The sequence below is a fragment of the Pseudomonas hefeiensis genome (assembly GCF_030687835.1).
GTDB lineage: Bacteria > Pseudomonadota > Gammaproteobacteria > Pseudomonadales > Pseudomonadaceae > Aquipseudomonas > Aquipseudomonas hefeiensis.
In genome coordinates this window covers 6,167,015-6,189,283 of the sequence record NZ_CP117449.1, presented here as the reverse complement: position 1 = coordinate 6,189,283, position 22,269 = coordinate 6,167,015, and the positions used below count along the sequence as shown (strand labels likewise).

At 56.6% G+C, this 22,269-nt stretch carries 22 protein-coding genes and 4 pseudogenes; 9 read left to right on the top strand and 17 right to left on the bottom strand.

All coding sequences use genetic code 11. The annotated features are described in order from the left end of the window. Positions 1-66: 66 nt before the first annotated feature. Positions 67-648, top strand: coding sequence for a hypothetical protein (locus PSH57_RS28040; protein ID WP_024647667.1), 582 nt, complete (start codon positions 67-69; stop codon positions 646-648). 344 nt (positions 649-992) lie between these two features. On the opposite strand, the pseudogene PSH57_RS28035 reads toward PSH57_RS28040, so the two are convergent. From PSH57_RS28035 to PSH57_RS28010, 7 genes and pseudogenes are all read right to left on the bottom strand, one after another. Beyond that, positions 993-1,684: pseudogene (locus PSH57_RS28035) on the bottom strand (hypothetical protein). A gap of 475 nt (positions 1,685-2,159) precedes the next feature. Continuing rightward, positions 2,160-2,963, bottom strand: coding sequence for an AbiJ-NTD4 domain-containing protein (locus tag PSH57_RS28030; RefSeq protein ID WP_305386835.1), 804 nt, complete (start codon positions 2,961-2,963; stop codon positions 2,160-2,162). Positions 2,964-3,145: 182 nt separating this feature from the next. Beyond that, complete coding sequence (locus PSH57_RS28025; RefSeq protein WP_305386833.1) at positions 3,146-4,327, bottom strand: hypothetical protein; 1,182 nt, start codon at positions 4,325-4,327, stop codon at positions 3,146-3,148. A gap of 1,423 nt (positions 4,328-5,750) precedes the next feature. Next, positions 5,751-6,017 carry an antitoxin Xre/MbcA/ParS toxin-binding domain-containing protein gene (locus PSH57_RS29430; RefSeq protein WP_422766061.1) on the bottom strand — a complete coding sequence of 89 codons (267 nt, stop codon included), beginning with the start codon at positions 6,015-6,017 and terminating at the stop codon, positions 5,751-5,753. A gap of 134 nt (positions 6,018-6,151) precedes the next feature. Beyond that, positions 6,152-6,781 carry an HAD family hydrolase gene (locus PSH57_RS28020; RefSeq protein WP_305386831.1) on the bottom strand — a complete coding sequence of 210 codons (630 nt, stop codon included), beginning with the start codon at positions 6,779-6,781 and terminating at the stop codon, positions 6,152-6,154. A gap of 81 nt (positions 6,782-6,862) precedes the next feature. Beyond that, positions 6,863-7,361 (bottom strand): annotated as a pseudogene (locus PSH57_RS28015) (hypothetical protein). A gap of 494 nt (positions 7,362-7,855) precedes the next feature. After that, positions 7,856-8,590 (bottom strand): metallophosphoesterase, encoded by a 735-nt coding sequence (locus PSH57_RS28010; RefSeq protein ID WP_032856874.1) that lies wholly within the window; start codon positions 8,588-8,590, stop codon positions 7,856-7,858. A 176-nt stretch (positions 8,591-8,766) separates the two neighbouring features. On the opposite strand from PSH57_RS28010, the gene PSH57_RS28005 reads away from it, so the two are divergent. Then, positions 8,767-9,243, top strand: coding sequence for a helix-turn-helix domain-containing protein (locus PSH57_RS28005; RefSeq protein ID WP_305386825.1), 477 nt, complete (start codon positions 8,767-8,769; stop codon positions 9,241-9,243). Positions 9,244-9,295: 52 nt separating this feature from the next. Here PSH57_RS28005 and PSH57_RS28000 read toward each other — a convergent pair whose 3' ends face one another. The 4 genes and pseudogenes from PSH57_RS28000 to PSH57_RS27985 all read right to left on the bottom strand — a co-directional run bounded on the left by PSH57_RS28000 (position 9,296) and on the right by PSH57_RS27985 (position 12,787). Next, positions 9,296-10,492, bottom strand: a complete 1,197-nt coding sequence (locus PSH57_RS28000) for a hypothetical protein (protein ID WP_305386824.1) — start codon at positions 10,490-10,492, stop codon at positions 9,296-9,298. Between the two features lie 310 nt (positions 10,493-10,802). Then, positions 10,803-11,009, bottom strand: a pseudogene (locus PSH57_RS27995) (magnesium chelatase domain-containing protein); the annotation flags it as partial. A 279-nt stretch (positions 11,010-11,288) separates the two neighbouring features. After that, a complete protein-coding gene (locus tag PSH57_RS27990) occupies positions 11,289-12,161 on the bottom strand; it encodes a TylF/MycF/NovP-related O-methyltransferase (RefSeq protein WP_305386822.1) in 873 nt (290 codons plus the stop codon). 365 nt (positions 12,162-12,526) lie between these two features. After that, positions 12,527-12,787 (bottom strand): accessory factor UbiK family protein, encoded by a 261-nt coding sequence (locus PSH57_RS27985; RefSeq protein WP_305386821.1) that lies wholly within the window; start codon positions 12,785-12,787, stop codon positions 12,527-12,529. A 412-nt stretch (positions 12,788-13,199) separates the two neighbouring features. On the opposite strand from PSH57_RS27985, the gene glnK reads away from it, so the two are divergent. The 4 genes and pseudogenes from glnK to sutA all read left to right on the top strand — a co-directional run bounded on the left by glnK (position 13,200) and on the right by sutA (position 15,961). Then, the gene (glnK, locus tag PSH57_RS27980) at positions 13,200-13,538 is read left to right on the top strand and encodes a P-II family nitrogen regulator (protein WP_002555808.1); all 339 of its coding nucleotides are present in this window, start codon (positions 13,200-13,202) and stop codon (positions 13,536-13,538) included. Between the two features lie 33 nt (positions 13,539-13,571). Beyond that, positions 13,572-14,897 carry an ammonium transporter gene (locus PSH57_RS27975; RefSeq protein ID WP_305386820.1) on the top strand — a complete coding sequence of 442 codons (1,326 nt, stop codon included), beginning with the start codon at positions 13,572-13,574 and terminating at the stop codon, positions 14,895-14,897. Between the two features lie 212 nt (positions 14,898-15,109). Beyond that, positions 15,110-15,536, top strand: a pseudogene (locus PSH57_RS27970) (secondary thiamine-phosphate synthase enzyme YjbQ). Positions 15,537-15,637: 101 nt separating this feature from the next. Further along, positions 15,638-15,961, top strand: a complete 324-nt coding sequence (gene sutA, locus PSH57_RS27965; protein ID WP_256229789.1) for a transcriptional regulator SutA — start codon at positions 15,638-15,640, stop codon at positions 15,959-15,961. A gap of 209 nt (positions 15,962-16,170) precedes the next feature. Here sutA and PSH57_RS27960 read toward each other — a convergent pair whose 3' ends face one another. From PSH57_RS27960 to lptM, 6 genes are read right to left on the bottom strand one after another with little or no spacing between them, the layout of a single operon-like run. After that, positions 16,171-16,875 (bottom strand): HAD family hydrolase, encoded by a 705-nt coding sequence (locus tag PSH57_RS27960; RefSeq protein ID WP_305386818.1) that lies wholly within the window; start codon positions 16,873-16,875, stop codon positions 16,171-16,173. Further along, positions 16,872-17,771: a tyrosine recombinase XerC gene (gene xerC, locus PSH57_RS27955; RefSeq protein WP_256230013.1), complete on the bottom strand. Its 900-nt coding sequence runs from the start codon at positions 17,769-17,771 to the stop codon at positions 16,872-16,874. Before xerC ends, PSH57_RS27960 begins: the two co-directional genes overlap by 4 nt. Before the next feature lie 2 nt (positions 17,772-17,773). Continuing rightward, a complete protein-coding gene (locus PSH57_RS27950) occupies positions 17,774-18,496 on the bottom strand; it encodes a DUF484 family protein (protein ID WP_305386816.1) in 723 nt (240 codons plus the stop codon). Between the two features lie 13 nt (positions 18,497-18,509). Further along, positions 18,510-19,340: a diaminopimelate epimerase gene (gene dapF, locus PSH57_RS27945; protein ID WP_305386815.1), complete on the bottom strand. Its 831-nt coding sequence runs from the start codon at positions 19,338-19,340 to the stop codon at positions 18,510-18,512. 4 nt (positions 19,341-19,344) lie between these two features. Further along, entirely contained in the window at positions 19,345-20,592 is a 1,248-nt protein-coding gene (lysA, locus tag PSH57_RS27940) for a diaminopimelate decarboxylase (RefSeq protein ID WP_305386814.1), read from the bottom strand. Positions 20,593-20,601: 9 nt separating this feature from the next. After that, complete coding sequence (lptM, locus tag PSH57_RS27935) at positions 20,602-20,772, bottom strand: LPS translocon maturation chaperone LptM (RefSeq protein ID WP_047226132.1); 171 nt, start codon at positions 20,770-20,772, stop codon at positions 20,602-20,604. 204 nt (positions 20,773-20,976) lie between these two features. On the opposite strand from lptM, the gene cyaY reads away from it, so the two are divergent. The 3 genes from cyaY (at position 20,977) to rnk (ending at position 22,265) form a co-directional block, all read left to right on the top strand. Further along, on the top strand, positions 20,977-21,309 hold the full coding sequence (gene cyaY, locus PSH57_RS27930) for an iron donor protein CyaY (protein ID WP_305386812.1): 333 nt from the start codon (positions 20,977-20,979) through the stop codon (positions 21,307-21,309). 4 nt (positions 21,310-21,313) lie between these two features. Next, positions 21,314-21,532 (top strand): DUF1289 domain-containing protein, encoded by a 219-nt coding sequence (locus PSH57_RS27925; RefSeq protein WP_305386810.1) that lies wholly within the window; start codon positions 21,314-21,316, stop codon positions 21,530-21,532. A gap of 322 nt (positions 21,533-21,854) precedes the next feature. Then, positions 21,855-22,265: a nucleoside diphosphate kinase regulator gene (rnk, locus tag PSH57_RS27920; protein WP_305386808.1), complete on the top strand. Its 411-nt coding sequence runs from the start codon at positions 21,855-21,857 to the stop codon at positions 22,263-22,265. Positions 22,266-22,269 lie beyond the last annotated feature (4 nt).

Here is a 22,269-nt window from a genome sequence, read left to right as displayed (position 1 = left end):
GTGCGGTTCTGACACGGCCAGTCGTGACGTGAGAATGGAGCCATCAGGTAGTTAAGGATTGCTGGCATGTCACGTTTTAAGGCGCCGCCGCCTCAGGCGATACCGGTCGAGTTCGACCATCACGAAGATTTCAACATTGCTCACCCCACCACAGGCCTGGAATCCTGGGGATTGGTGAAGGTCACCAGCCAGTTATTGCAACAGCCCGGCGGGGATATCTACCTCAGGGCGGGCAAGCACATCGGGCCCCACAAAGGCTTCGGTGTACGCCACATCTGGCAAGAGCGTGGGCATGACCTGGTAAAGTGGGGCTACCCAACGGTCTATGATGTACCGCGTTTTGTGTCCGACATCATCGTGCATGGCACAAACATCGTTTGTGAGTTTGACTCGATGAAGGGGAACGAGCGACTGATCGTGCTCCGGGGTCGCAAAGGGTGTGCAGTATTAGCAGCTTGGCCTATCGGCGATGACCAGCTCTATTACAGCGTGGTGACGGCTTATCGCAACCGCACGCCGAACGGGAAAGCTGTCGGGATGATTGAGGGTTTTCAAATCCCAGAAACGCCAAAGGCGCCAGATTTGGCGCCCTTGACTGAAGAAGATATGCGGGATGGTAGTCGCAGCGCTTGCTTAGCTAACCCCTAGGGGTTGGGTCACATGCCAACAGACCGAAGTCTGATGCCGCTACCACACGGATGGCGTCTCCGTGCAATCCACACTCCAGATCCAATTTCGCCTGATGATCTCGGAGCCCTGCTCTTATTTCCCGCACACCCACTATAGCGTCACGACCTGCGTTACACAAGGTGAAATCCCATGATGGGAAGTGAGGATCGGCTATTTCAGATGAAGCGTATGCCAACAAAACCGGGGCAAAAACCACTCCAGTTGAGACAAAAATTGCCTAGCGCTCCCCGGCCCACGCAGACTTGGTACGCCAAAGGTTGTACACATCGGCCCCAGTTACCGGGGCTGATGGCTTGCCAGATTTATGGTGCCGGCCTCTCGGGCTGCCAGAAATTACAGCTGAAGTTATTAAGGCCCCCACCGTAGGGACTAGGCCTCACCGCGAACACCTCCGGCACAGCATCGCCATCGCCGCCATCGCGGAAGAACTCCCTCATCGAGAAGAGTGCCTGGGCCTTCAAACCCTCCCACTCTCGGTAGCGACTGTCTTCAAGATCCCTCTCTACCTGTGCCGCGCTGGGTTTACGCTTGGGCAACGAAGTGTAACTCGGCTGAGGGGAGAAATCGTAGACGAACGTCACATAGCCGTGCTTCCAGTCCGCAGATGGCGACGCTCGCCAGCGAAACGACACAGGCACCGATAGCCGCTTGCTGAGATGGAAAGGCGGCGTGATCTGATCATCAATGAAGAACAGCTCGCCCTCTTTACGCTCAGTTTCGAGCCGCCCTTTCATCTGCTGCAAAGCATGAATGAGATCATTGCCGGCATACAGAGCATCCTGCCGAGTGCGTTCACGCTTGGCGTGGGCCTTGGCCTTGCTGTACTCAGTGATCGCTTGCTGAAACCCATGGAGCTTGGTACTCACGTAGGGGCCACAGTCACTGAGCCCAAGGCCATGAATAGGCCCTATACGCTCTTCATCGAGGCACTTGCGCACTGCGCCCGAAGCGCTGTCTCATCAACGTCGCTGATTGCTGATTGCTGATTGCTGATTGCTGATTGCTGATTGCTGATTGCAGATTGCAGATTGCTGATTGCTGATTACTGGGCAGGTTAATGTACGTCATGACCAAAACTATCCTTGTGAAAGGGGCCCGGCTCGTCTCATCCAGCGATAGGATGATGGCGTAATGACATCATATAGCATGGCTGCAGGGCGGCGGAAGCCCCTCTTGGAAGGGATGCCAATAGCTCTCATCGAGCCCGCGCGCAGCGAATGTTTGGATATGGCAGCGCTCGAAGAGGGATTTTCCTCGTAAAGCCGAAAGCGTCGCTGAACAGGCACACAGCGTCTACCGAAGTGAAGTGATCGCTTGGACGACCTCTTTGGCCACTGCCCCCTTCTACCATATGGACAACCGATGCCGGGCTAGCTGCGACCGGAGATACTAGCGGCCACCGTCATCCAACATCCGAGCGACCCTGCACTAATGGCTAGCCCCTGCCGAGGGCCAAACGACGATTTCAGTCACTTCGATTTTTTGATCAGGTAGCTGCTGACCGAGGCGCACAGGCCAACAATGAGTTCAGCGTCTTCGAAGGACGGTTCGCGACCCTCTTGGATGTGCCGTCCGAACTCCGACGCGTACGCCCAAGTTTTGATAACTGCCTGATCTAATGGTGCTGGAATTAGCGTTCGGCAATCGTTCATGATCCTGCCCAGGGTTGCCTGTTGATCCCCAGTGACCTGTCGAGCAACGCACTCCAGCGAGGCCATGGCGTGTTGAATTGCTCCCGTCGGGTCTGGGGATGGCCGGCGTGAGAGGTCAGCTATCGCCTGGTGCAATTCCTTGCTGGCCGTGACGTGACCGTGTTGATGCTCAGTTTCTTTCGCAGAAGTCAAAACCTGCTCAAAGGATTCAGAGCCACGCATTTCGATGCGGCCACCGAGCAGCTTCCAGCCTATGCCGTGCTCGATGAAGAACTCGTTCAGCTCAGTCGTGAAGTGCTCATAAACGTCGCCGTCGTAATTTCGGTTGCCGAAATAGGCATCAAGCCGCTCGATGACGTCATACACTTTGAACCACTTGCATTGCTCAAGGCGCTGGACATTCTCCTCGTGGATATTGGGCGTCTCGCTCCAGTTCCCCCTGTCAGGCAATACCTTCAAAGTCTGGCAGATGATTTCGCGCAGTCCTGATGGTTTGAGACCACATTCGTAGCTCAATTGAATCAGATATTCCTGCAGCGCTTGCGGTGCATCCTCTCGTACGGTGATCTCGGCCTCATCGACCTGCGAGAAACCGTGACGCCTTGAAAATGAATCCTTCATCCTTAGTCTCCGCCTGACCTAGTCCACCGGCACATCGCCATAGCGAGCCAGTTCGATAATGCCTGACATCCCTGGCCTGGGATAGAACAGTGGAATCAACGCTCGCCTGACTTGAGGCCGGGACGTTCAACGCGCAGTGATCGAATCAAATTATAAAGGAGTGAGCTCAAGTCATGCCCGAGCTACGAGTAAAGTGAGTCATCAATTCGACCATCGTCCTCATCGTAATCAGGATCGAAATCTTCCAATTCCTCATCCTCCACCTCATGACCTATCAGGCCGCTTTGATAGAGGCCAATTTCATACATTCTTGTCTTCAATTCCTCATGGGCGCTGCGAATCGCCAGCACTGTAGCTTCGATATGCAAGGTGCCCTTGAGGTCTCTTTCTAGCTTGTTCGCACGTAGCAAACAGCCCAAAGAGCGTACTCCAAGAAGCCACTCCGAACGTGCTGAGCCGGACGTACCTTCGTTCCTGTCGAAGACGAACGTGATTTCGACTTTGTTGACGCTTCGCCGCCCCCGAACCATGTCAGCGCCGGAACCGTCAGGAGGCATATCTGCGAAGTGATACGAACCCTGTACGAACACCAGATCGCCAGGTGTAACCAGAATATCGAGTGTGCCCCGATCTAGGTCATCCGAAATGTTACGGACGCAGGTATGCTCTATGGCGGCCTTCAGCATGTTGCTCATATACCGGTACAGCGAGAGTGACCGAGCCTGGCCGACGTACACGAGGCCCTCACTGGAACAAAGGTAACCTTCGTCGTCACACGCGCCATTGCGCAGGGCGCCCTGGAACCCCTTGAGCTGGGTGATCTCCACTCCGACGTGTTCGGCAATTTCGAAAACCCTGAGGTGATTGAAGTACCACCACTGGCAACTCATTAGCTGAGTGGCTTTGAATATGGCCAAAGGATCGAGCCGGCTCACATCCTGTTCCCACACCGCCTTTTCCGCCTTGAGCCGGTCAGCGGTGAGCGTAAGCTCCAGAGCATGCGTGGAGTGCGCCTCCCCATGATGGATAGAGCAAAGCACTGCGAGGTTGGCCGGAGAGTGATCGCGACTTTCCGCCCATGACTTGATGTGATGCACGACTACCGGGCGCTCAGCATCTCGACAGACACAGCAAACCCAGCGGTTGTCATAAAGCGTCTTGATGAGGACATCCGGTGGTATTGGCGGCCTGCTTTTGCCGAGGATCTTGGGCACGACGGATTCTGTGAACCCCAGTTCGAGCAGTTTCTCCGGACGCTGTAGTTGGAGCTTCGCAAGCGTCCACTTCTCCTCCCTCAGCTTCCTGGCCAACGCACTGTCTACCCCTCGTGCCATAAGGGCCCGCTCAACTGGATTTCTAGTCACGAGGTCGACTCCGTTCTGTGGTCAGTGGAGATTAACCGATGACGATCTGAGGCGCTGCCGAGCCTACAAGGAAGCGCCATGCAAGATCAGAAAGGCTCTGGGCTGCTGACGCCTCCGGAGCTCGCAGGAATGATGCAAGACTTCAGCGAAGCGGGCGAGTGGATGTCTGCATAGCTTCAATCGAAATCGGGAAAATAAAGCGATACAACCGAACACGATCAGGCTCGTCTCCACCAAATGCACGACTAGCAGCCTAACCGGGTCAAGATTAAAGTCCCAGGTCTCCCGCAAAACACTGATCTCGGATTGAAGCAGAGGCATGCCCATCGATTATCAGCTTATGCTGCAGATGGCGTACGAGATGCCACGCCAGAGGCTCGCGGATCTCCAAGCAACCTTCGAGCTGATGGAAGCTAGAGCGCTGCGTAGTAAGGGTTTCTCGGAGCGCTGTAAAGCCATCAACGCCGATAACCGACTGTGGAACACGGATAGGATTGTTCAGCCCCGGACGACGCTCGTAGGCGCTCACAATCGACCCAAGGATTCCAAGAAGATCATCCCCATAGGCTTTGCAAGCAAGAGACCAGAGCTGACCATCAGACAGTAGGGGCATCGGGCTCGCCTTATCAATAAATTGGCAAAATAGCCCCAAGCGCGACCAGAATCCATATCCACCTGTAAACCAATTTTTTGACGTGTTAACCGCCGAGGTTTACAGATCAAAAATTTAGTTTACAGATCCGAATTTTCGAAGCGCCTGGTAGGTCACCGAGTGCGTCTTGCTGGAACATTGAAGGCGACGGACGCCAGCCGAGCCTGTTGTCCGAGAGGGGTGGAATTTCAGACGGACTGATCCCAACAAAAGAGCCTTATTGGTTTGACGTCAAAGCGTAAGCAGCAGCCTGCGGCTGCAAAGGAAAGCGATTTCCCCCTGGCCCCCAGCCCACCCATTCCAACCTCAGCTTCACACCAGACCCTCAAACCGTGTGATCTAGAAGCCGTAAATATCAGACGTAAAAGCCGGTGGGATCCTGTGAGAAAAGCGGTGCCTGGGCCACTGCAGCTTTTCTCTTGCTCTCAAATAAAAGAACTCCGTCTCGCTTAAAAATTTTCAAGAGGGGGGGGGGAATAAATTGGTGATCGCCGACGAACGGTAAAAGAATTGCCCCTTTGGCAATTTGATTTATTACTCAAAAATCTTCGAAAACCTATGAAACAGGCCATTGAACGAGGACAAAATGCCAGAGCTGGTGAATTTCGGTTTACCAAGTGCGAATTTGGATCGCCTACGACCCCACTCAGCAGGTACTTAAACCAGATAGGAAAAAGCGGCAGTGAGGATAGGCACACAAGACCACGGATCGCACAGCTTCTGGGATGGCGACCACTAACTCGATAGAGAGCAACGACAGGCTAAACGGGATTAGGCACGTATGCCGTGTTCAAGCCGCATAATCTCGTCATGGATAATTGTGAATCCCATAGGTGTGCACAGCACCCTGCAGGGTGTCTGACGGCCTACACCTACCACAGATCTTACAAGCCATCGCTGCGCCTTCTTTCGGCTTCCAAATACTTCAAGTGCGATTGAGAAGACCTGCTCGTAACGCGTCTCAAAACAGCGATGCGTAGCACTCCAGCAGCCAATCGGGGGGCGAACGCATCGCCCGACAATCCTAAGCTCATTCATGCTTCACCCTCTGGTGATACTGGTCTGGTCGCCCCTCGTACTCTGTGCAGGGGGCATCCCGGCAGGGCCAACTCGTGGCGCGGCCCTTTAGCTCAGACGCAACGCTTACCATCGAATTGAAGATCTGCTCGCAGCTACCTATCACTCAGCACTGATCGTGCAAAATGGGAAAGATTGGAAGCCCCGTCTCCATTCCTGCGCAACAGGTAACCCTTGATACCAACATGGCCAGGCCCATCCCGATCACACCTTTCTGAGTCGCCAATCATGACGATCCGCCTCTGACCGCTGAGCTCATTTTCTGGCCGGACATTGAGCAGATCGCAGGTGTGCTGGTAGATGGCGGCTTGCGGTTTCATAACACCAATACGATAGCTGAAACCATAGGCCCCAAGGTGCGGGAAAATCCTTTCCACTACGGGGCCGTAGGCCATTGCCAGGTTTGAACATACGGCCAGTCTCACCCCTGCAGCTTGCAGTAGCCCAACGGCCTCAACCGCGTCTGGATAAGGCTGAATGCTTGCCAGCTCTTCCTCCAAGCATTGATCAAGAAATGCGAGTTGGGAGGGCGAGATCTTGATACCAAAGGCCAGCGCAGCCTCGCTTAGAGAAAGGCAACGGGTCATGATCGTTCGAATGTCATCAGCGCGAGGCAAGCGGCCTTGGCGTCGCCCCTCTCGAAGCAACTGTCGAAACGGATGTGTCGGCTGCTGTATCTCTACCAGCGTTCCGAAGGCATCAAAGATTACGGCACTGGTCTTCATCTGAGTTTCCTTCGCTGGTCACCGTCCGCAAGACAGCCAGCCACTCTAACGAGAATCAAGCTCAACAACCAAATAACCAAGCTACCGAAGAGTAACGCCAAACTTTGAAAATTCATCCACCAGCGTTTTTCGACCCAGCATTTTCGGAAGCTTGAAGACGTTCCTGTACCCATGCCACAAAAACATAGGAATAATGACAAGCCCAATTCCAAAGGTGGCCGTTGCAGCAATAATCCCAGCTGGAACCGCTACTAGCGAAATAACCACACCCTTTATCAAAGTCGACCTTGCAATAATTCGCAGATCATCCAAGTCGCACTCAACTTTCCCACCAGCCTTCTCAAAAGCGACAACAATTATCGATTTCTTTGAGGCATGCTTATAGTACCAAGTTCGCGGAACATCAGTCGCCAAAGCACCATGCTTCGCAAGATACTTCAGCATCACAACCTCTTTGAAATAGAGCGTAGCGCCGTGCTCATCTTCATATCTAACACGTCGATAGAGAGCGTCTAGATCACCGCTCGCTTTGAGCATCATAGTTCTTAACAGTCAATGTCAGTTTCTTTAACTCGGACATGCTTCTTCCCTTAAACACACATTAACTATTAATGAATTAGATGACGGTGGGGCCTAATGAAGCAGGCTGAGACAGCGGCCTCGACAACGCGGGGGCACTCAAGCGGCGGCAGGCAATCGGCTGACCATGACGTAATGATCGTTGCCTGACACTGTCCGCAATAACGCCATGCCTGCGACCTCTGCTATCACCTCGCTAGGGGGGGTGTGACAATTGTCATCCCATCAACCAGTTGCCCAGAAAGATCGCCATACACATACGCAACGAAACGATCGCCAACTTCAGCTGCATCTACCAGGTACGCGTCCACTAGTGCACCCCAATCATGGGCCTGCGCAATCGCCAACTTGGCTGACACCAGACTGGGCAGTCGTATTCCGCCCTCAGCCGTCCAGTCCTGGGAATTCAGACAACTCATGGATTCTCCATCACGTTCGAATTTGAAACCTACTCACTTACTGAAAAAAGCTAAACGCCGGCAGCCCTGTCAATCTTCATACACTGACAACTAGGTCTGGCCGAAAGCCAGTTTCTTCATTGGGATAACCACGAGGATTACTCACAAACCGGATGCCGTTAACCACCTCATCCACGGCTTCGTGGGTATGGCCAAAGATCCATAGATCGATCTTAAAATTCATCAGGCCATCCCAATTGTTGCCATAGGCTGCTCGCAAGTGAGGATCGGCTCCTTGGTCACTCACGAACTTCATAAGAGGCGGATGGTGAGTCACAACTACACGCTTACCGTTGAATGGCAGCGACAGCTGAGCCTCTAACCACTCCTTCGTCTCTCGATTTCTCGCGATCAGGTCATCAGGGCGCAAACGCCGATACTGTTCACCGACACGGATGGCGCGAAAGTCATTCAGTGAGTCACGAGCACACCAAGAAGCAGCTACTGGGTCTCCGGTTGCGGCCAGACTTGTCCAAGCCGTAGCACAGAGAAACTGCACATCACCGTACTCTAAAACCTGATTTTCCAAGACGTGGACGTGCTCCTCAGCAGCGTCAAGCAGCTTGCTGTGGGTTCGATCTATATTCCCGCTGTAGTGCTCATGATTGCCCATGGCATATACGACAGGCGTGCTGAAGGTCAGGCTGGCCCATCTGGCCCCCCTGGACTTCACGTGGATGTCGCCGGCTAATACGACCACGTCACAGTCCACCACAGGGGGGACGAAATCGGCAAACTCACAATGTAGATCAGACAGTATATGAAGCTTCATCCCAACCTGCTGACGTCGACTTTCTAATAAATTGATCATTCCCTGGCCCGGTCGCCCGGACGCGGCGAGGCTGTCATCTGTAGGCCCACGATAAACGATGATCGCCATTATTGCCAGTTTTCGATATTTATCGACGCGTAGCGCTGTGGCCCTATTCTTCGTTTTGAGCGCTCAGCATGCAGAACGAGATAGCAGCAATAGTCCGAGCTCTGCGCGACCTTAGAGGATCGGCCCAGGAGGAGCTCGCCGAGATCAGTTCCCAAGCCAATCTGTCGCGATTGGAGCAAGGGAAAACGCAGGTATCTTTGGTCAAGCTGAGCAAGATCGCGCTGAGCCTAGATTTCGACCTCGTGGCTCTGGTCGCACTGTGTCAGGCCCTCCAGGATGGGTCATCACCTATCGATGTCATGGCGAAGGCTTCGAAGGATTTGGAGGGCTTCATAGCCGAGGGAGGCTTGCAGGGCCTGAAGAGGCACTGGGACGCGGGTGAAGGGCTGGTAAAGCGCACGCGAGGCAAACCCAGCAGTCCAGACCGAATCCGAGCTGTGCTAGAGCTCAAGGCCAGTGGCATGTCGAAGGCGGAGGTGAGTCGAGCGCTGGGTTTGCCTGAAGCGACTGTCAGGCGTTACTGGCTCAAAGACCTGCCTGGCTAGAAAGGGAGTTGTGGGGTACGAGCAGAGAAGCTCTCCACTTGTCCGATTCGATTTAGCGCGGCGGCAGATCAGTGAAGCGCAGCCTAGGATAGATCCGCCTTTCCTCAGCGCATTTGGAAATCTGGAAGAACGCTGACAGCAGTGCATCTTCCGAAGGGCAGTGGCGGGTCATGACCTCGAACTCGTTGTAATCGAACGCTAGGACGCGGACACCGACCTCATCCATGAACTTCAAAATCATGGTGCTGTATTCATCGTAGTTGTCGATAAAAAACTCTCTGACCACGACAACCCCCACTAGGGGGCGTGCAGCAAGATCAATGTCCAAGGGCGTGCCGTCCACAAGCGCCAAGGCTGGATTGCCTTCTCGCCTGATCGTTGAGATAGCACCGCGTAGTTGCTGAAGGCCGTTCTTCAACTGACCTATGGCCTTCTTCCGCTTTCTCTCAAGCGTTGTGTTCATCATCGCTGGCGTATTGGGACTGTCTTTCGCCTGCAGCAGTAAAGTCACTTCATCGCCCATCACCACTACGTCAGCCAGCTCCTCGCCATCGGAGACCTTCAAGGGGCCATGGATGATCCGCTTGGAGGTATATGCCCGCTGGAGCAGATAGATGATATCTAGCTCCTGAAACGTACCCGGCTCAGTGCGCTCCAACTGTGTATTGGAGAAGCCTTTGGAGCCTCGAAAGTCCTGGCGGGTAAGGTCGGTGATCAAATAGTCCGAAGGGAACAGATCCTCCTCTAGGAACACCGTTGTGGCATGAGCGTCGTCCTCATAGGTCGTGAGGCTGAACCATCTGTCCGCCTGCTCATACATCTTGGGCCAGTGATCTGCACCAATGGGGCTGAGTGTACCGAGCTCCTTGCGGAGCTGACCAAGCTTCGCCTGGGCCTTACAACTGAACAGCTCACGGTTGTGCTCGTCGAAAAAGCACACACTGAACTCGTCAGGGAGGCTCTGCAGTGCCTCGGTGAGAGGGTCACCAGGGATGAGTGGGGTTTTGATCAATAGCGGGCTTTGTGGGTCATCAAAGCAGGCAGTGAGAAGCGTAAGTCCCGTCGTTTCGTCTGCCTTGTATGGCGCGAGGTAAAGCTTCAGTTCACGCCTTTGCTGAGCGGCCAGGATCAGCTCTTTCCCTGCCTTGATTACCAGCACGGAGCCCTCAGGGCCTTCAACGATCCATAATCCACGGGCTAATACAGCGATTTGCTGAAGCGCTTGTGGCTTCATGATCGTGAGGTACATGTGAACTCCTTGGCGGTTGCCTGATTGCGTCCTGCATAACCTGAAGCCTACGCTGGAGGTCGCCCGAGAGATAGCAGCTCACTGCTACATCAAGATCGAAGTAGCCACTTGGAGCAGGCGTGCCCGGCTATGCCTACCTGAAGGATGTGTTGACGCGCCTGCCTACGCAGCGAGCTAGTGAGATTGGCTATCTCAATATTACAGAAATCAGCGTGGACGTCGCCGCAGCCATTGACGTCCATACCTAAGATGCTACGGCCCCTGAGTGCGGGCTCAAAACCGTGTCCATACCCCTCATTGATGACCTTTAGACGTTCAGGGTGATGCGCCGCGCCGGGAAATTCAGCCCCGAATTGATGATCGCGCTACGTACCCTGTCCTTGCTTTCCTTCACCGCCGCTTCAGGCAAACCGACCATCGTCAGCGACGGCAAGCCATTGGCCAGATGGACTTCAACGGTAACGGCGGGCGCTTCCACACCCACTTGGGCGCGGCTATGGACAATGGCCAGAGACATGGATAGTTCCTTTGGTGGGGGCAAAAACCGCGTCCTGCGGTTTGGGAAGGGTAGTAGCGATATGGCGAGTTAGCGTGAGGATGTAGCCGTCAAATATGGACCGGATGTTGCAAATGAATGACGCGTAGAAGAAATTGTCCCACCCTAACCCTGGCGTGGAAACGTTGCAGGGGGAAGGTATAAGGGAGGGCAGTCTCTCGGACCGCCGCTACCTGAACGCTCAATAGATACCGAGAGTTTTGTTACTCATATGCTTGGACGTATCTCCCTCATACGAGCTCAAGGCTTGATCAACAGACCTTGACCGGTAGGTAAACTCAAAATCGACAAATTCATTTTTTCTGCCCATTGATCCATGCCTTCTTTTTGCGGCTGATAGCCAAAGTAGGCGTAATCATCTAACAAAACAAACGCATTAGGTACCAAGCGATCCCACAAGTAATCAATGGCCGCCACTTCAGGTATCGTGCAGTTCAAGTCAATGTGCAGGAATGCGATTTGGGTCGAATCAATTTGGGGGAGCGTGTCCGGAATGCTGCCCTGAATAATGGTTGCTCTTGGCCACTCTGCAAAATTTTGTTTCACTGACTCGAGATTGGTTGTATAGAAACCGGAGGTTATCTCTCTGCGGTTACGCTCAGACACACCGCCCTCCCGTTCTTCATCTGATAGATAACGCTCATCGAGACCGGCAAAAGTGTCTAAGAGATAAAAGACTCGGTTGGTTTTGTTCCAGTCCAAGTCATGCATAATTGCGGAACTTAAAAATCCACGATTCACACCGCACTCCACGAAATCACCTGTGAGTTTCGCAGCAGATCTCGCGGCCCAAAGCCCAACATGAACTCTCCAGAACCAATTGTAATCCATGCCCGCGGCAGCTACGCCCCGACCATAGGCGGCCCTGAAAGCGGGGTCAATCATGAAGTCATGGTTGTGTCGGGACGCTAAACCATCGTGATGATAGGTTTCATCAATTTTTGGGTGTAATGGATTGTATTTTTTTTCAACGTAACGTGCGGCACCCTTGTAAGCTCGTCCTTCCGGTATGCCGAATTTCAAGTAATGCAGCGCTGGATTTAATCCTGCCTTAAGCACATCGGGGTGTAACTCTAAATACTTATCAGGGGAAAAATCGTCAGGTAGAGTCATTGAATCTCCGTGGTTACTTTTTTGACGTTCCAGGCACTACCAAACTTATAGGGTTGACTAGTATTAGCCCACTAGCCGCGTTTTCATGTGGTTTTAAGCATGATCGTAAACCTAGTTTCAACAGCAAACAGCACGTTAGCCAGCGTTGTATAGCACGGCGGTGTAAAAATGCAATGGCGATGGGCCACTAGAAAGCATTTGGTTTAGCCTGCCGGGCGTGATCATTTGCACGGGTGATGGGGGCCTCCCCGGCACCATTAGAATACGCACGGCCTTGTATACTGGAACGCCAACTTTGCGAGGCAATAGGGGGGGGGCAATGCGGCGAGTCAAAAAATCCCAGCCTTCAGCAGCTCCAGGGGACGTTATTCGCTCGGTGGACTTACCTTCGCCTCCAACTCCGCCACCTTCGCCTCCAGACTCTCCAACCGCGCCCGGGTCCGGGCCAGTACGACCATCTGACTGTCGAATTCTTCCCGGCTCACCAGATCCAGCTTGCTGAACCCGCTTTGCAGAAGCGCCTTGAACTGGCTTTCGATTTCGCTTTTGGGCAGGGGGGTATCGCCGCTCAAGAGGCGGGAGGCGTGGCCACTCAGGGCGTCGAGGAGGTCTTTGGGCGCAAGCATGGCAGGTGTCCTGAAAACGATGGGGGCAGTGTAACACGCAGCGTCTATATTCAATTGGCGAGCAAGGAGTGCACGCTTTTCGCGCACCGGATCGGGCATCGTCGCACTGTTGTTGTGCGTATTGTTCCGGATTGGGGTGCGGCGTAAGCCGGCACAGTGGGTAAGAGACTGAAATCAGAAGGTTTGGGCACAGATGGCAAGGTTTCTGCTTAGTGGCTGATGACCCATGCACTGATGCAGTCGCTGTGACGAATGCAGTGCAGCCGGCGGAGCGGGGAGCTTCGTCAGAGTGGTTAGCTGGCACCGGTCGGGCAACTTGGGCCGACGATGCGTTACAAAGCCAGGCACTGCGCTTAGACTTGAGTCGGGTTTGTTTTCCTGGGGCAAGTCCACCAATTCGGGAGAAAGTTTCATGAAGCTAGTCACTGCCATCATCAAGCCGTTCAAGTTGGACGACGTGCGCGAGTCGCTGTCCGAAATCGGCGTGCAGGGCATTACCGTTACTGAGGTCAAAGGCTTCGGTCGGCAGAAAGGTCACACCGAGCTGTATCGCGGCGCGGAATACGTGGTTGATTTCCTGCCCAAGGTGAAGATCGATGTCGCCATTGACGACAAGGATCTGGACCGGGTTATCGAGGCGATCACCAAAGCCGCCAACACCGGCAAGATTGGTGACGGCAAGATCTTCGTGGTCAATCTGGAACAGGCTATTCGCATCCGTACCGGCGAAACCGATACCGACGCAATCTAAGCCGCCAAACCCAACGCCCCAGGAGAAAACAATATGACTCTGCGTAAATTCGCAGGGCTAGGAGCCCTGTTGTCCTTCGTAACGCCTGGCCTGGCCATGGCAGAAGAAGCGGCAGCCCCAGTCCTGAACTCCGGCGACACCGCCTGGATGCTCACTGCCACAATTCTTGTACTGTTCATGACCATTCCCGGCCTGGCGCTGTTCTATGGCGGTATGGTTCGGTCGAAAAACATTCTTTCGGTGATGATGCAATGCTTTGCCATTACCGGGCTGATCAGCATTCTGTGGGTCATTTACGGCTACAGCATTGCGTTCGACACCACGGGGATGGAGCAGGGCGTCGTCAACTTCAATTCGTTCGTCGGCGGTCTGAACAAGGCATTCCTGGCGGGCCTCACGCCCGATAGCCTGACTGGCCTGTTCCCTGAAGCGGTGTTCATTACCTTCCAGATGACGTTCGCCATCATCACCCCGGCCCTGATCGTCGGTGCGTTTGCCGAGCGGATGAAGTTCTCCGCGATGCTGATCTTCATGGCCGTGTGGTTCACCCTGGTGTATGCACCGATTGCGCACATGGTCTGGTCCGGTAACGGCGGCCTGATGTGGGATTGGGGCGTGCTGGACTTCGCTGGCGGCACCGTGGTGCATATCAACGCCGGTATCGCAGGCCTGGTGGCGTGCCTGGTACTGGGCAAGCGCAAGGGCTTCCCGACTACCCCGATGGCGCCGCATAACCTGGGTTACACCCTGATGGGCGCGGCCATGCTGTGGGTTGGCTGGTTCGGCTTCAACGCAGGTTCTGCCATCGCGGCCAACGGCACCGCCGGCATGGCAATGCTGGTCACCCAGATTGCAACCGCCGCTGCGGCGTTGGGCTGGATGTTCGCCGAGTGGATCACCCACGGCAAGCCAAGCGCACTGGGCATTGCCTCGGGTGTAGTGGCGGGTCTGGTTGCAATTACTCCGGCTGCCGGCACCGTGGGCCCGATGGGCGCCCTGGTGATCGGTCTGGCGGCGGGTGTGGTGTGCTTCTTCTGCGCCACTACCCTCAAGCGCAAAATGGGCTATGACGACTCCCTGGACGCCTTCGGCGTGCATGGTATCGGCGGTATCCTGGGCGCGATCCTCACCGGTGTATTCGCAGCCCCGGCCCTGGGTGGCTTCGGCACCGTGACCGATATCGGCGCACAAGTGTGGATTCAGCTCAAGGGTGTAGGCTTCACGGTGATCTACACCGCGATCGTCACCTTCATCATCCTCAAGGTCCTGGACGCCGTGATGGGTCTGCGCGTCTCCGAGGAAGAAGAAGCGGTCGGCCTGGACCTGGCCCAGCACAACGAACGTGGCTACAATCTGTAAGCACACGCAATAAAAAATGCCCGGTTCGCCGGGCATTTTTTTGTCTGGAGTTTGTCATTGCTCACAGGATGTGCCGGTTTTTCCGACGTCTTTTGTTATGGACGCGACATGGGTTTTTCTACCGCTATCGGCTTACACCAAAGCAGGGGTATTAGGCCCTTTGTTTTTTCCCAGAGCGCGCTAGAATGCGCGCCGAACGTGCGGAGATCTGTATGTGGCAACAGACGCTGATAACCCTGCGGGCAAGGCCTCGGGGCTTTCATCCTGGTAACGGACGAGTTGCTCGCCGGCCTGCCTGAACTCCGGGCATGTCGTGTCGGTCTGTTGCATCTGTGGCTGCAGCATACCTCGGCCTCGTTGACCATCAACGAGAACGCCGACCCGGCGGTGCGTCGAGACTTCGAACGATTTTTCAATCGGCTGATCCCACAAGGAAGCGCCGATTATGAACACAACGACGAAGGCCTGGACGACCTCCCGGCGCACTTCAAGGCCAGCGTGCTGGGGTGTCAGCTTAGTTTGCCGGTCACGGCGGGACGGTTGGCATTGGGTACCTGGCAAGGTGTTTATCTGGGCGAGCACCGTGATCATGGCGGTGCTCGTAAAGTCCTCGCCACTTTGTACGGTGATGGGGCGTAACCGCTGATTGCCGGCGGATGTTGAATTTTTTCTGGCAGCCTTCGACAGACGGCGAAGCTGGGCTATAACTAATCTGCTTTTCGCAAGTCATGAGGTAGAACATGAGCGACGATGATCTGGAAAACGACGACCTCGAAGTAGGTGACGAAGACGAGGCCGAAGAAGGCCTGGAAGCGGCGGCTGAAGACGTTGCTGACGATGACGGGGCCGATGTACCGGCGCCAGCCGCTAAAGGCAAGGCCAAGGCGGCGGTTTCGGTCGACGAGTTGCCGAGCGTAGAGGCCAAGAACAAGGAGCGTGATGCACTCGCCAAGGCCATGGAAGAGTTCCTGGCCAGAGGCGGCAAGGTGCAGGAAGTGGAGGCCAACGTTGTTGCGGATCCGCCCAAGAAACCGGACAACAAGTACGGCAGCCGCCCGATCTGAGCATCTGCTTCTTGCTTGCTGAAAAAGCCCGCCGTCGCTGCGGGCTTTTTCATGGGCGTGATTCTATTTCCAAGCCAGGCACACCCCTTGTGGGAGCGAGCCTGCTCGCGATAGCGATCTATCTGTCACATCGATGCTGGATGTGCCATTGCTATCGCGAGCAGGCTCGCTCCCACAATTTGGGCTCCGGTGGCCACAAAGCAGGCGGTTCAGGGTTGGCTATGCCACCCCGTAAGCAACCCCGGCAGCTCGGTCAGGCTGCGAATCTCTGCATCCGGTGCATGCTCTGCATCCCAGACTTTACCCGCCGGATTGAACCAGATTGCCCGCAAGCCAGCCTGTTGGGCGCCGGCGATGTCGTCACCCGGATGATCGCCAATGTGTACGGCGGTTTGCGCCGTGGCGCCGCCGCGTTGCAAGGCTTCATGGAACAGCCTGGCGTCAGGCTTGGCGATGCCGATGTCCTCGGCGCACAGGGCGAACTTGAAATAATCCGCCAGTCCCAGGCGACGTACATCGGCGTTGCCATTGGTGACAACGCCGAGGGCGAAATGGTTGGCCAGAACTTCCAGGGTAGGCTGCACCTCGGGAAAGATTTCCAGTTGGTGACGGGCGTGCAGGAACGTTTCGAACGCTTCGTCCGCCAGTTCCGAGGCTTGCCACTGGTCATAACCGGCGTCCTGCAATGCACGGAACAGCACCCGTCGGCGCAGTGCGCTGATGCGGTGTTTCAGGCCGGGTTCTTCGCGCAGCACTTGCTCGCGAATGGTAAAAAGGTGCTCCACCGGCACGCTGCCCAGGGTAGGGGCGTTATCGGTCAGCCATTGGCGTAATACGGCTTCGGCGCTGGCGATCACCGGGGCTGTGTCCCACAGGGTGTCGTCGAGGTCGAAAGTGATGAGCTCGATGGTCATGATTCGTCGCCCTTGATGCGTTTGGCCCTGGGATGGGCATTGTCATAGACCGTCGCCAGGTGCTGGAAGTCCAGGTGGGTATAGATCTGTGTGGTCTTGATGTCCGAGTGACCGAGCAGCTCCTGGACGGCGCGCAGGTCCTGGGAAGACTCCAGCAGGTGGCTGGCAAAGGAATGCCTGAGCATGTGGGGATGCAGGTTTTGTCCCAGCTCGCGTTCACCAGCGGCTTTGACCCGCACCTGGATCGCCCGCGGGCCGAGGCGCCGGCCTTGTTGGCTGACAAATACCGCGTCGTCGGCCGGGTTGGTCAGCGCTCGCAACGGCAGCCACAGCTCCAGGGCCTCACGGGCTTTGCGGCCAACGGGCAGCAAACGTGTCTTGCTACCCTTGCCCAGCACCTGGACCATGCCATCGGCCAGGTCCAGTTGATCCAGGTTAAGCCCCGTCAGTTCGGAAAGCCGCAGGCCGGAGGAATAGAACAATTCGAGAATCGCCTGGTCCCGTCGCGCCAGGAAGTCATCCTCGACGGCGCCTTCCAGCAATTGCAGGGCCCGGTCGGTGTCCAGCGTCTTGGGCAACCGGCGTTCGCCCTTGGGCGGTGCCAGGCCGGTAGCCGGGTCGTGATCGCACAGCCCTTCGCGGTTGAGGTAGTGGTATAGCCCTCGCACTGCTGACAACAGTCGCGCCAGGCTGCGGGAAGATTGCCCTTGTTGATGAAGGCGGGCGACCAGACTACGCAGGCGCTGGATGTCCAGGGCTGCCCAACTGGCGATGTTTTGCTTCTGGCACCAGGCCAAGACTTTTTCCAGGTCGCGGCGATAGGCCGACAGCGTGTGAGGCGACACCTGGCGCTCACTGCGCAGGTGTTCGCAGTAGGCGTCCAGCTGTCGTTCCATCATCAGCGTACCGAGCGCAGTGAACCAGTCATGCGCGGCAGGACCCGGCCGGTGACTTCGGCGATGTAGCTTAAAAACAATGTGCCCACCGAGCTTTTGTAGTGTTGCGGGTCACGGCTGGCAATGGCCAGCACGCCATGTACGCCCTGGTGGGCGATGGCGACGACAGCGGTGGAGCCGATCTGCTTGCGCTGTTCTTCGCCGAAGAGGAAGTCCAGCTCATGTTCGCGCAGGCTGCCGCTGACGCTCTTGTCTTCCGTGAGCAAGCCGCCGATGGCTGTCTGTGCATCGGCGTGGGTTACCCAGCGCCCCACTGGCATGGCGTTATCGCCAAACAGGATCAGGCTGACAAAAGGCACCTGGAAATCCTGGCGCAGGCTGTCTTCGACACTCATCACCAGGTCTTCGAGGGTGCTGGCATCCATTAGCGCCAGGATCAACCGACGGGTCTTGTCGAAGAGCCGATCGTTATCCCGGGCCACGTCCATCAGGTGCGAAAGACGATGGCGCATTTCGATGTTGCGCTCGCGCAGGATCTTCATCTGATGCTCGACCAGCGACACGGTGTCGCCGCGTCGATGGGGGATGCGCATCGTCGCCAGCAGTTCTTCATGCTCGACGAAGAAGTCCGGGTGAGCCTCCAGATAAACGGCCACCGCTGCGGCATCCGGATGGCTGGAGGATTCGTCGGGCTGTGGGGCTGGAACCTGTGGCTTGTCGGTCATGGGTTTGACTCACTCAAAGACGAACTTGTCCTTCGTATACACGTACTGCCGGTCCGGTCATCAGCACCGGTTGACCGGGGCCTGCCCATTCGATGGACAGGCGTCCGCCGGGCAGGTCGATCAGCAAAGGCGAATCCATCCACCCCTGGCTGATCGCGGCGACTGCCGCCGCGCAGGCGCCGGTGCCGCACGCCTGGGTTTCCCCGGCACCGCGCTCCCAGACACGCAATTGCGCACGGTGACGGTCGATGACCTGCAGGAAACCGACATTCACCCGCGCGGGGAAGCGCGGATGATTTTCGATCTTCGGTCCCAGCTCATGCACCGGCGCGTTGTTGATATCGCTGACTCGCAAGACGGCATGGGGGTTGCCCATGGACACGGCCGCCAAGTCCACTGTGGTGTCGTCGACCTCCAACTGATAGCTCAAGGCCTGGGCCGGCGCTTCGAACGGAATGTCCGCCGGTATCAAGCGCGGGGCACCCATGTTGACGCCGATCTGGCCGTCGCTGCGTACATCCAGTTCGATGATGCCGCTTTTAGTCTCGACGCGAATCTGCCGTTTGGCGGTCAGGCGCTTGTCCAGCACAAAGCGGGCGAAGCAGCGCGCGCCGTTGCCGCACTGCTCGACTTCCGAACCATCGGCGTTGAAGATCCGGTAACGGAAGTCCACGTCCGGGTTATTGGGCGCTTCGACGATCAGCAATTGGTCGAAACCGATACCGGTGTGCCGGTCGCCCCATTGTTTGGCATGCTTGGGCAGGATGTGCGCGTGCTGGCTGACCAGGTCGAGGACCATGAAGTCATTGCCCAGGCCGTGCATCTTGGTAAAACGCAGCAGCATGGTTTTACTCCGGTAGCAGGCTTTCGCCGGCAAACAACTCGGCTACCGTCTCGCGGCGACGCACTTCGAACGCCTGATCACCGTCCACCAGCACCTCGGCACAGCGGCCGCGGGTGTTGTAGTTGGAACTCATGACAAACCCGTAGGCACCGGCCGAATGCACGGCCAGCAGATCGCCCTCTTCCAGCGCCAGTTCCCGGCCCTTGGCCAGGAAGTCACCGGTTTCGCAGATAGGGCCGACAATGTCGTAGCTGCGGGCGGTGGTATCACGAGGGCGCACTGCGGTGACGTCCATCCAGGCCTGGTACAGCGCCGGGCGGATCAGGTCGTTCATCGCCGCATCGACGATGGCGAAATCCTTGTGCTCGGTGTGCTTGAGGTATTCGACCTGGGTCAACAGTACGCCGGCATTGGCAACGATGTAGCGGCCCGGTTCGAACATCAGGGCCAGGTCGCGACCGTCGAGGCGTTCGCGCACAGTCTTGATGTAGTCGGCCACCAGTGGTGGCTCTTCGTCGCGGTAGCGCACGCCAACGCCGCCGCCCAGGTCGATGTGACGCAGGTAGATGCCGCAGTCGCCGAGGCGGTCGACCAGCGCCAGCAGGCGGTCGAGGGCATCGATGAAAGGTTCGAGGGTGGTCAGTTGCGAGCCGATGTGGCAATCCACGCCCAGCACTTCCAGATTTGGCAGTTGGGCGGCGCGTACGTACACATCCTCGGCGTCGGCAATGGCGATGCCGAACTTGTTTTCCTTGAGGCCGGTGGAAATGTACGGGTGGGTGCCGGCGTCGACGTCCGGGTTCACGCGCAGGGAGATCGGCGCGCGGACACCCAGTTCGGCGGCGACCAGTTGCAGGCGCTCCAGCTCATCGGTCGATTCGATGTTGAAGCAGTGCACCCCCACTTCCAGGGCGCGGCGCATGTCTTCACGGGTCTTGCCGACGCCGGAAAAAACGATCTTGTCGGCGCTGCCGCCGGCGGCCAGCACGCGTTCGAGTTCACCACCGGACACGATGTCAAAACCGGCGCCCAGGCGGGCCAGGACGTTGAGCACACCGAGGTTGGAGTTGGCTTTTACGGCGAAACACACCAGGTGCGGCATGCCGACGAGCGCATCGGCGAAGGCCAGATATTGAGCTTCGATATGTGCACGGGAATAAACGTAGGTTGGCGTGCCGAAACGTTCCGCGAGCGCGGACAGGGCAACCCCTTCCGCGAACAGCTCCCCGCCACGGTAGTTAAAAGCGTCCATGGCGTTCCCTTAATAAGTGGTGTGGGTATCGTGCGCGTGGGACTTGGATTGCGACGACTTGGCCTGTTCTTCAGGGGATTTGCTGTCATCGGGCAGGTACAGCGGACCTTTTTGACCACAGGCTGTCACAAGGCAAGCAACCGCGACGAGCGCAGCGAGGGAAGAGATCAGGCGCTTCATGGCGAAATCCTTGAAAATGCGTTAATTGCGCCGGAGTATACCGGCCACCCGACAGCTTGCCTATGCAACGGGCCCCCCCGTCCGGCGCAGGGGGGGCATTTCGCAAGGCCGGCTGTCGTCGGTCGGTATATCCTTTGCAATCGCCGGGAAGCGCCCGTATCTTGCGGCGCTTGAGCATGAGCAGACATTTTCGAGGTTGCCGCAATGAGTTTGACTGAAGCCCGTTTCCACGATCTGGTCGATGCGACCCAGCAAACGCTGGAGGATGTATTCGACGAAAGCGAGCTGGACATCGACCTGGAAAGCTCCGCCGGTGTACTGACCGTCAAGTTCGAAAATGGCAGCCAGTTGATTTTCAGCCGCCAGGAGCCGTTGCGGCAGTTGTGGCTGGCGGCGGTGTCCGGCGGTTTCCACTTCGACTACGACGAGGAAAGCGAGCGCTGGATGTGCGACAAGAGCGAAGAGCAATTGGGCGAGATGCTTGAGCGCATCGTGTTGCAGCAGGCCGGGGCGGAACTGGATTTCGAGGGCCTTTGACAGCGTGAGCCAGAACACCCCGGCGCGGCCGCCCAAACCGCTCTACAGCAATGTCAGCCCTGCGGTGTCGTCGCCATGTACCAGCGTGTGCCGGCTTGACGAGCAAAAGGTCTGCCTCGGCTGTTTCCGACATGTGGAAGACATCCGTGAGTGGCGCTCGGCCGACGACGAGCGGCGGCGGGTCATCTGCGCCGAGGCGGCTAAACGCAAATCTCTGGTGTAATCGCCCACTGTGTGGGAGCAAGGCTTGCCTAGCAACCCTGTGGGAGTAAAGCTTGCTCGCGATACAAGCGCCTCGGTTCCAGAGAGACCTCGCTGTATTCATCGCGGGCAAGCCTTGCTCCCACACAAGCCTTGCTCCCACAATCCCCGCGCCACAGTAATTATGCTCCCCATGACAATGGGTAGATTTGGCCCGGGTTGTTTATTTATTGAGCTGTGATAGTGTCCGGATACGCCTCAACTCATCGAGGCCCGTGAAAACCCCGTCTTTTTGTGGCGGGGTTTTGCTTTTTTCGTGCAGAACAAAGGAGTCTGCCTGAATCATGACCGTACCTTCCATCACCCTTACACGCCTGGACGTACAACGTCTGGAGCGCCTGATAGATAGCCTTGATGAAACGCTGCCGGGCGTGATTGCGTTGCAAACCGAACTGGATCGTGCCGACACCCTGGTAAGCCACGATGACGTGCCCGCTGATGTCGTGACCATGAACTCGCGTGTGCACTGCCGCGAAGAAAGCAGCGGCAAGGACTATCACCTGACCCTGGTTTATCCACAGGACGCGAATGCCGACGAAGGCAAGATATCAATCCTCGCCCCGGTGGGCAGCGCACTGTTGGGCCTGAAGGTCGGCCAGCACATCGACTGGCCGGCGCCAGGTGGCAAGACGCTGAAACTGACGTTGCTGGCCGTGGAATACCAGCCGGAAGCGGGCGGCGATTTCCACCTCTAAGCGC

Coding starts and splice junctions, on each gene's coding strand:
- lptM (WP_047226132.1), bottom strand. CDS start 20,772: ATGAAGCGCCTGATCTCTTCCCTCGCTGCGCTCGTCGCGGTTGCTTGC.
- lysA (WP_305386814.1), bottom strand. CDS start 20,592: ATGGACGCTTTTAACTACCGTGGCGGGGAGCTGTTCGCGGAAGGGGTT.
- PSH57_RS28030 (WP_305386835.1), bottom strand. CDS start 2,963: ATGAAGGATTCATTTTCAAGGCGTCACGGTTTCTCGCAGGTCGATGAG.
- PSH57_RS28040 (WP_024647667.1), top strand. CDS start 67: ATGTCACGTTTTAAGGCGCCGCCGCCTCAGGCGATACCGGTCGAGTTC.
- PSH57_RS27985 (WP_305386821.1), bottom strand. CDS start 12,787: ATGCTTGCGCCCAAAGACCTCCTCGACGCCCTGAGTGGCCACGCCTCC.
- xerC (WP_256230013.1), bottom strand. CDS start 17,771: ATGGAACGACAGCTGGACGCCTACTGCGAACACCTGCGCAGTGAGCGC.
- rnk (WP_305386808.1), top strand. CDS start 21,855: ATGACCGTACCTTCCATCACCCTTACACGCCTGGACGTACAACGTCTG.
- PSH57_RS27990 (WP_305386822.1), bottom strand. CDS start 12,161: ATGACTCTACCTGACGATTTTTCCCCTGATAAGTATTTAGAGTTACAC.
- PSH57_RS28020 (WP_305386831.1), bottom strand. CDS start 6,781: ATGAAGACCAGTGCCGTAATCTTTGATGCCTTCGGAACGCTGGTAGAG.
- dapF (WP_305386815.1), bottom strand. CDS start 19,340: ATGCTGCTGCGTTTTACCAAGATGCACGGCCTGGGCAATGACTTCATG.
- PSH57_RS28000 (WP_305386824.1), bottom strand. CDS start 10,492: ATGTACCTCACGATCATGAAGCCACAAGCGCTTCAGCAAATCGCTGTA.
- cyaY (WP_305386812.1), top strand. CDS start 20,977: ATGAGTTTGACTGAAGCCCGTTTCCACGATCTGGTCGATGCGACCCAG.
- sutA (WP_256229789.1), top strand. CDS start 15,638: ATGAGCGACGATGATCTGGAAAACGACGACCTCGAAGTAGGTGACGAA.
- PSH57_RS28005 (WP_305386825.1), top strand. CDS start 8,767: ATGCAGAACGAGATAGCAGCAATAGTCCGAGCTCTGCGCGACCTTAGA.
- PSH57_RS29430 (WP_422766061.1), bottom strand. CDS start 6,017: ATGAATGAGCTTAGGATTGTCGGGCGATGCGTTCGCCCCCCGATTGGC.
- glnK (WP_002555808.1), top strand. CDS start 13,200: ATGAAGCTAGTCACTGCCATCATCAAGCCGTTCAAGTTGGACGACGTG.
- PSH57_RS28010 (WP_032856874.1), bottom strand. CDS start 8,590: ATGAAGCTTCATATACTGTCTGATCTACATTGTGAGTTTGCCGATTTC.
- PSH57_RS27975 (WP_305386820.1), top strand. CDS start 13,572: ATGACTCTGCGTAAATTCGCAGGGCTAGGAGCCCTGTTGTCCTTCGTA.
- PSH57_RS27960 (WP_305386818.1), bottom strand. CDS start 16,875: ATGACCATCGAGCTCATCACTTTCGACCTCGACGACACCCTGTGGGAC.
- PSH57_RS27950 (WP_305386816.1), bottom strand. CDS start 18,496: ATGACCGACAAGCCACAGGTTCCAGCCCCACAGCCCGACGAATCCTCC.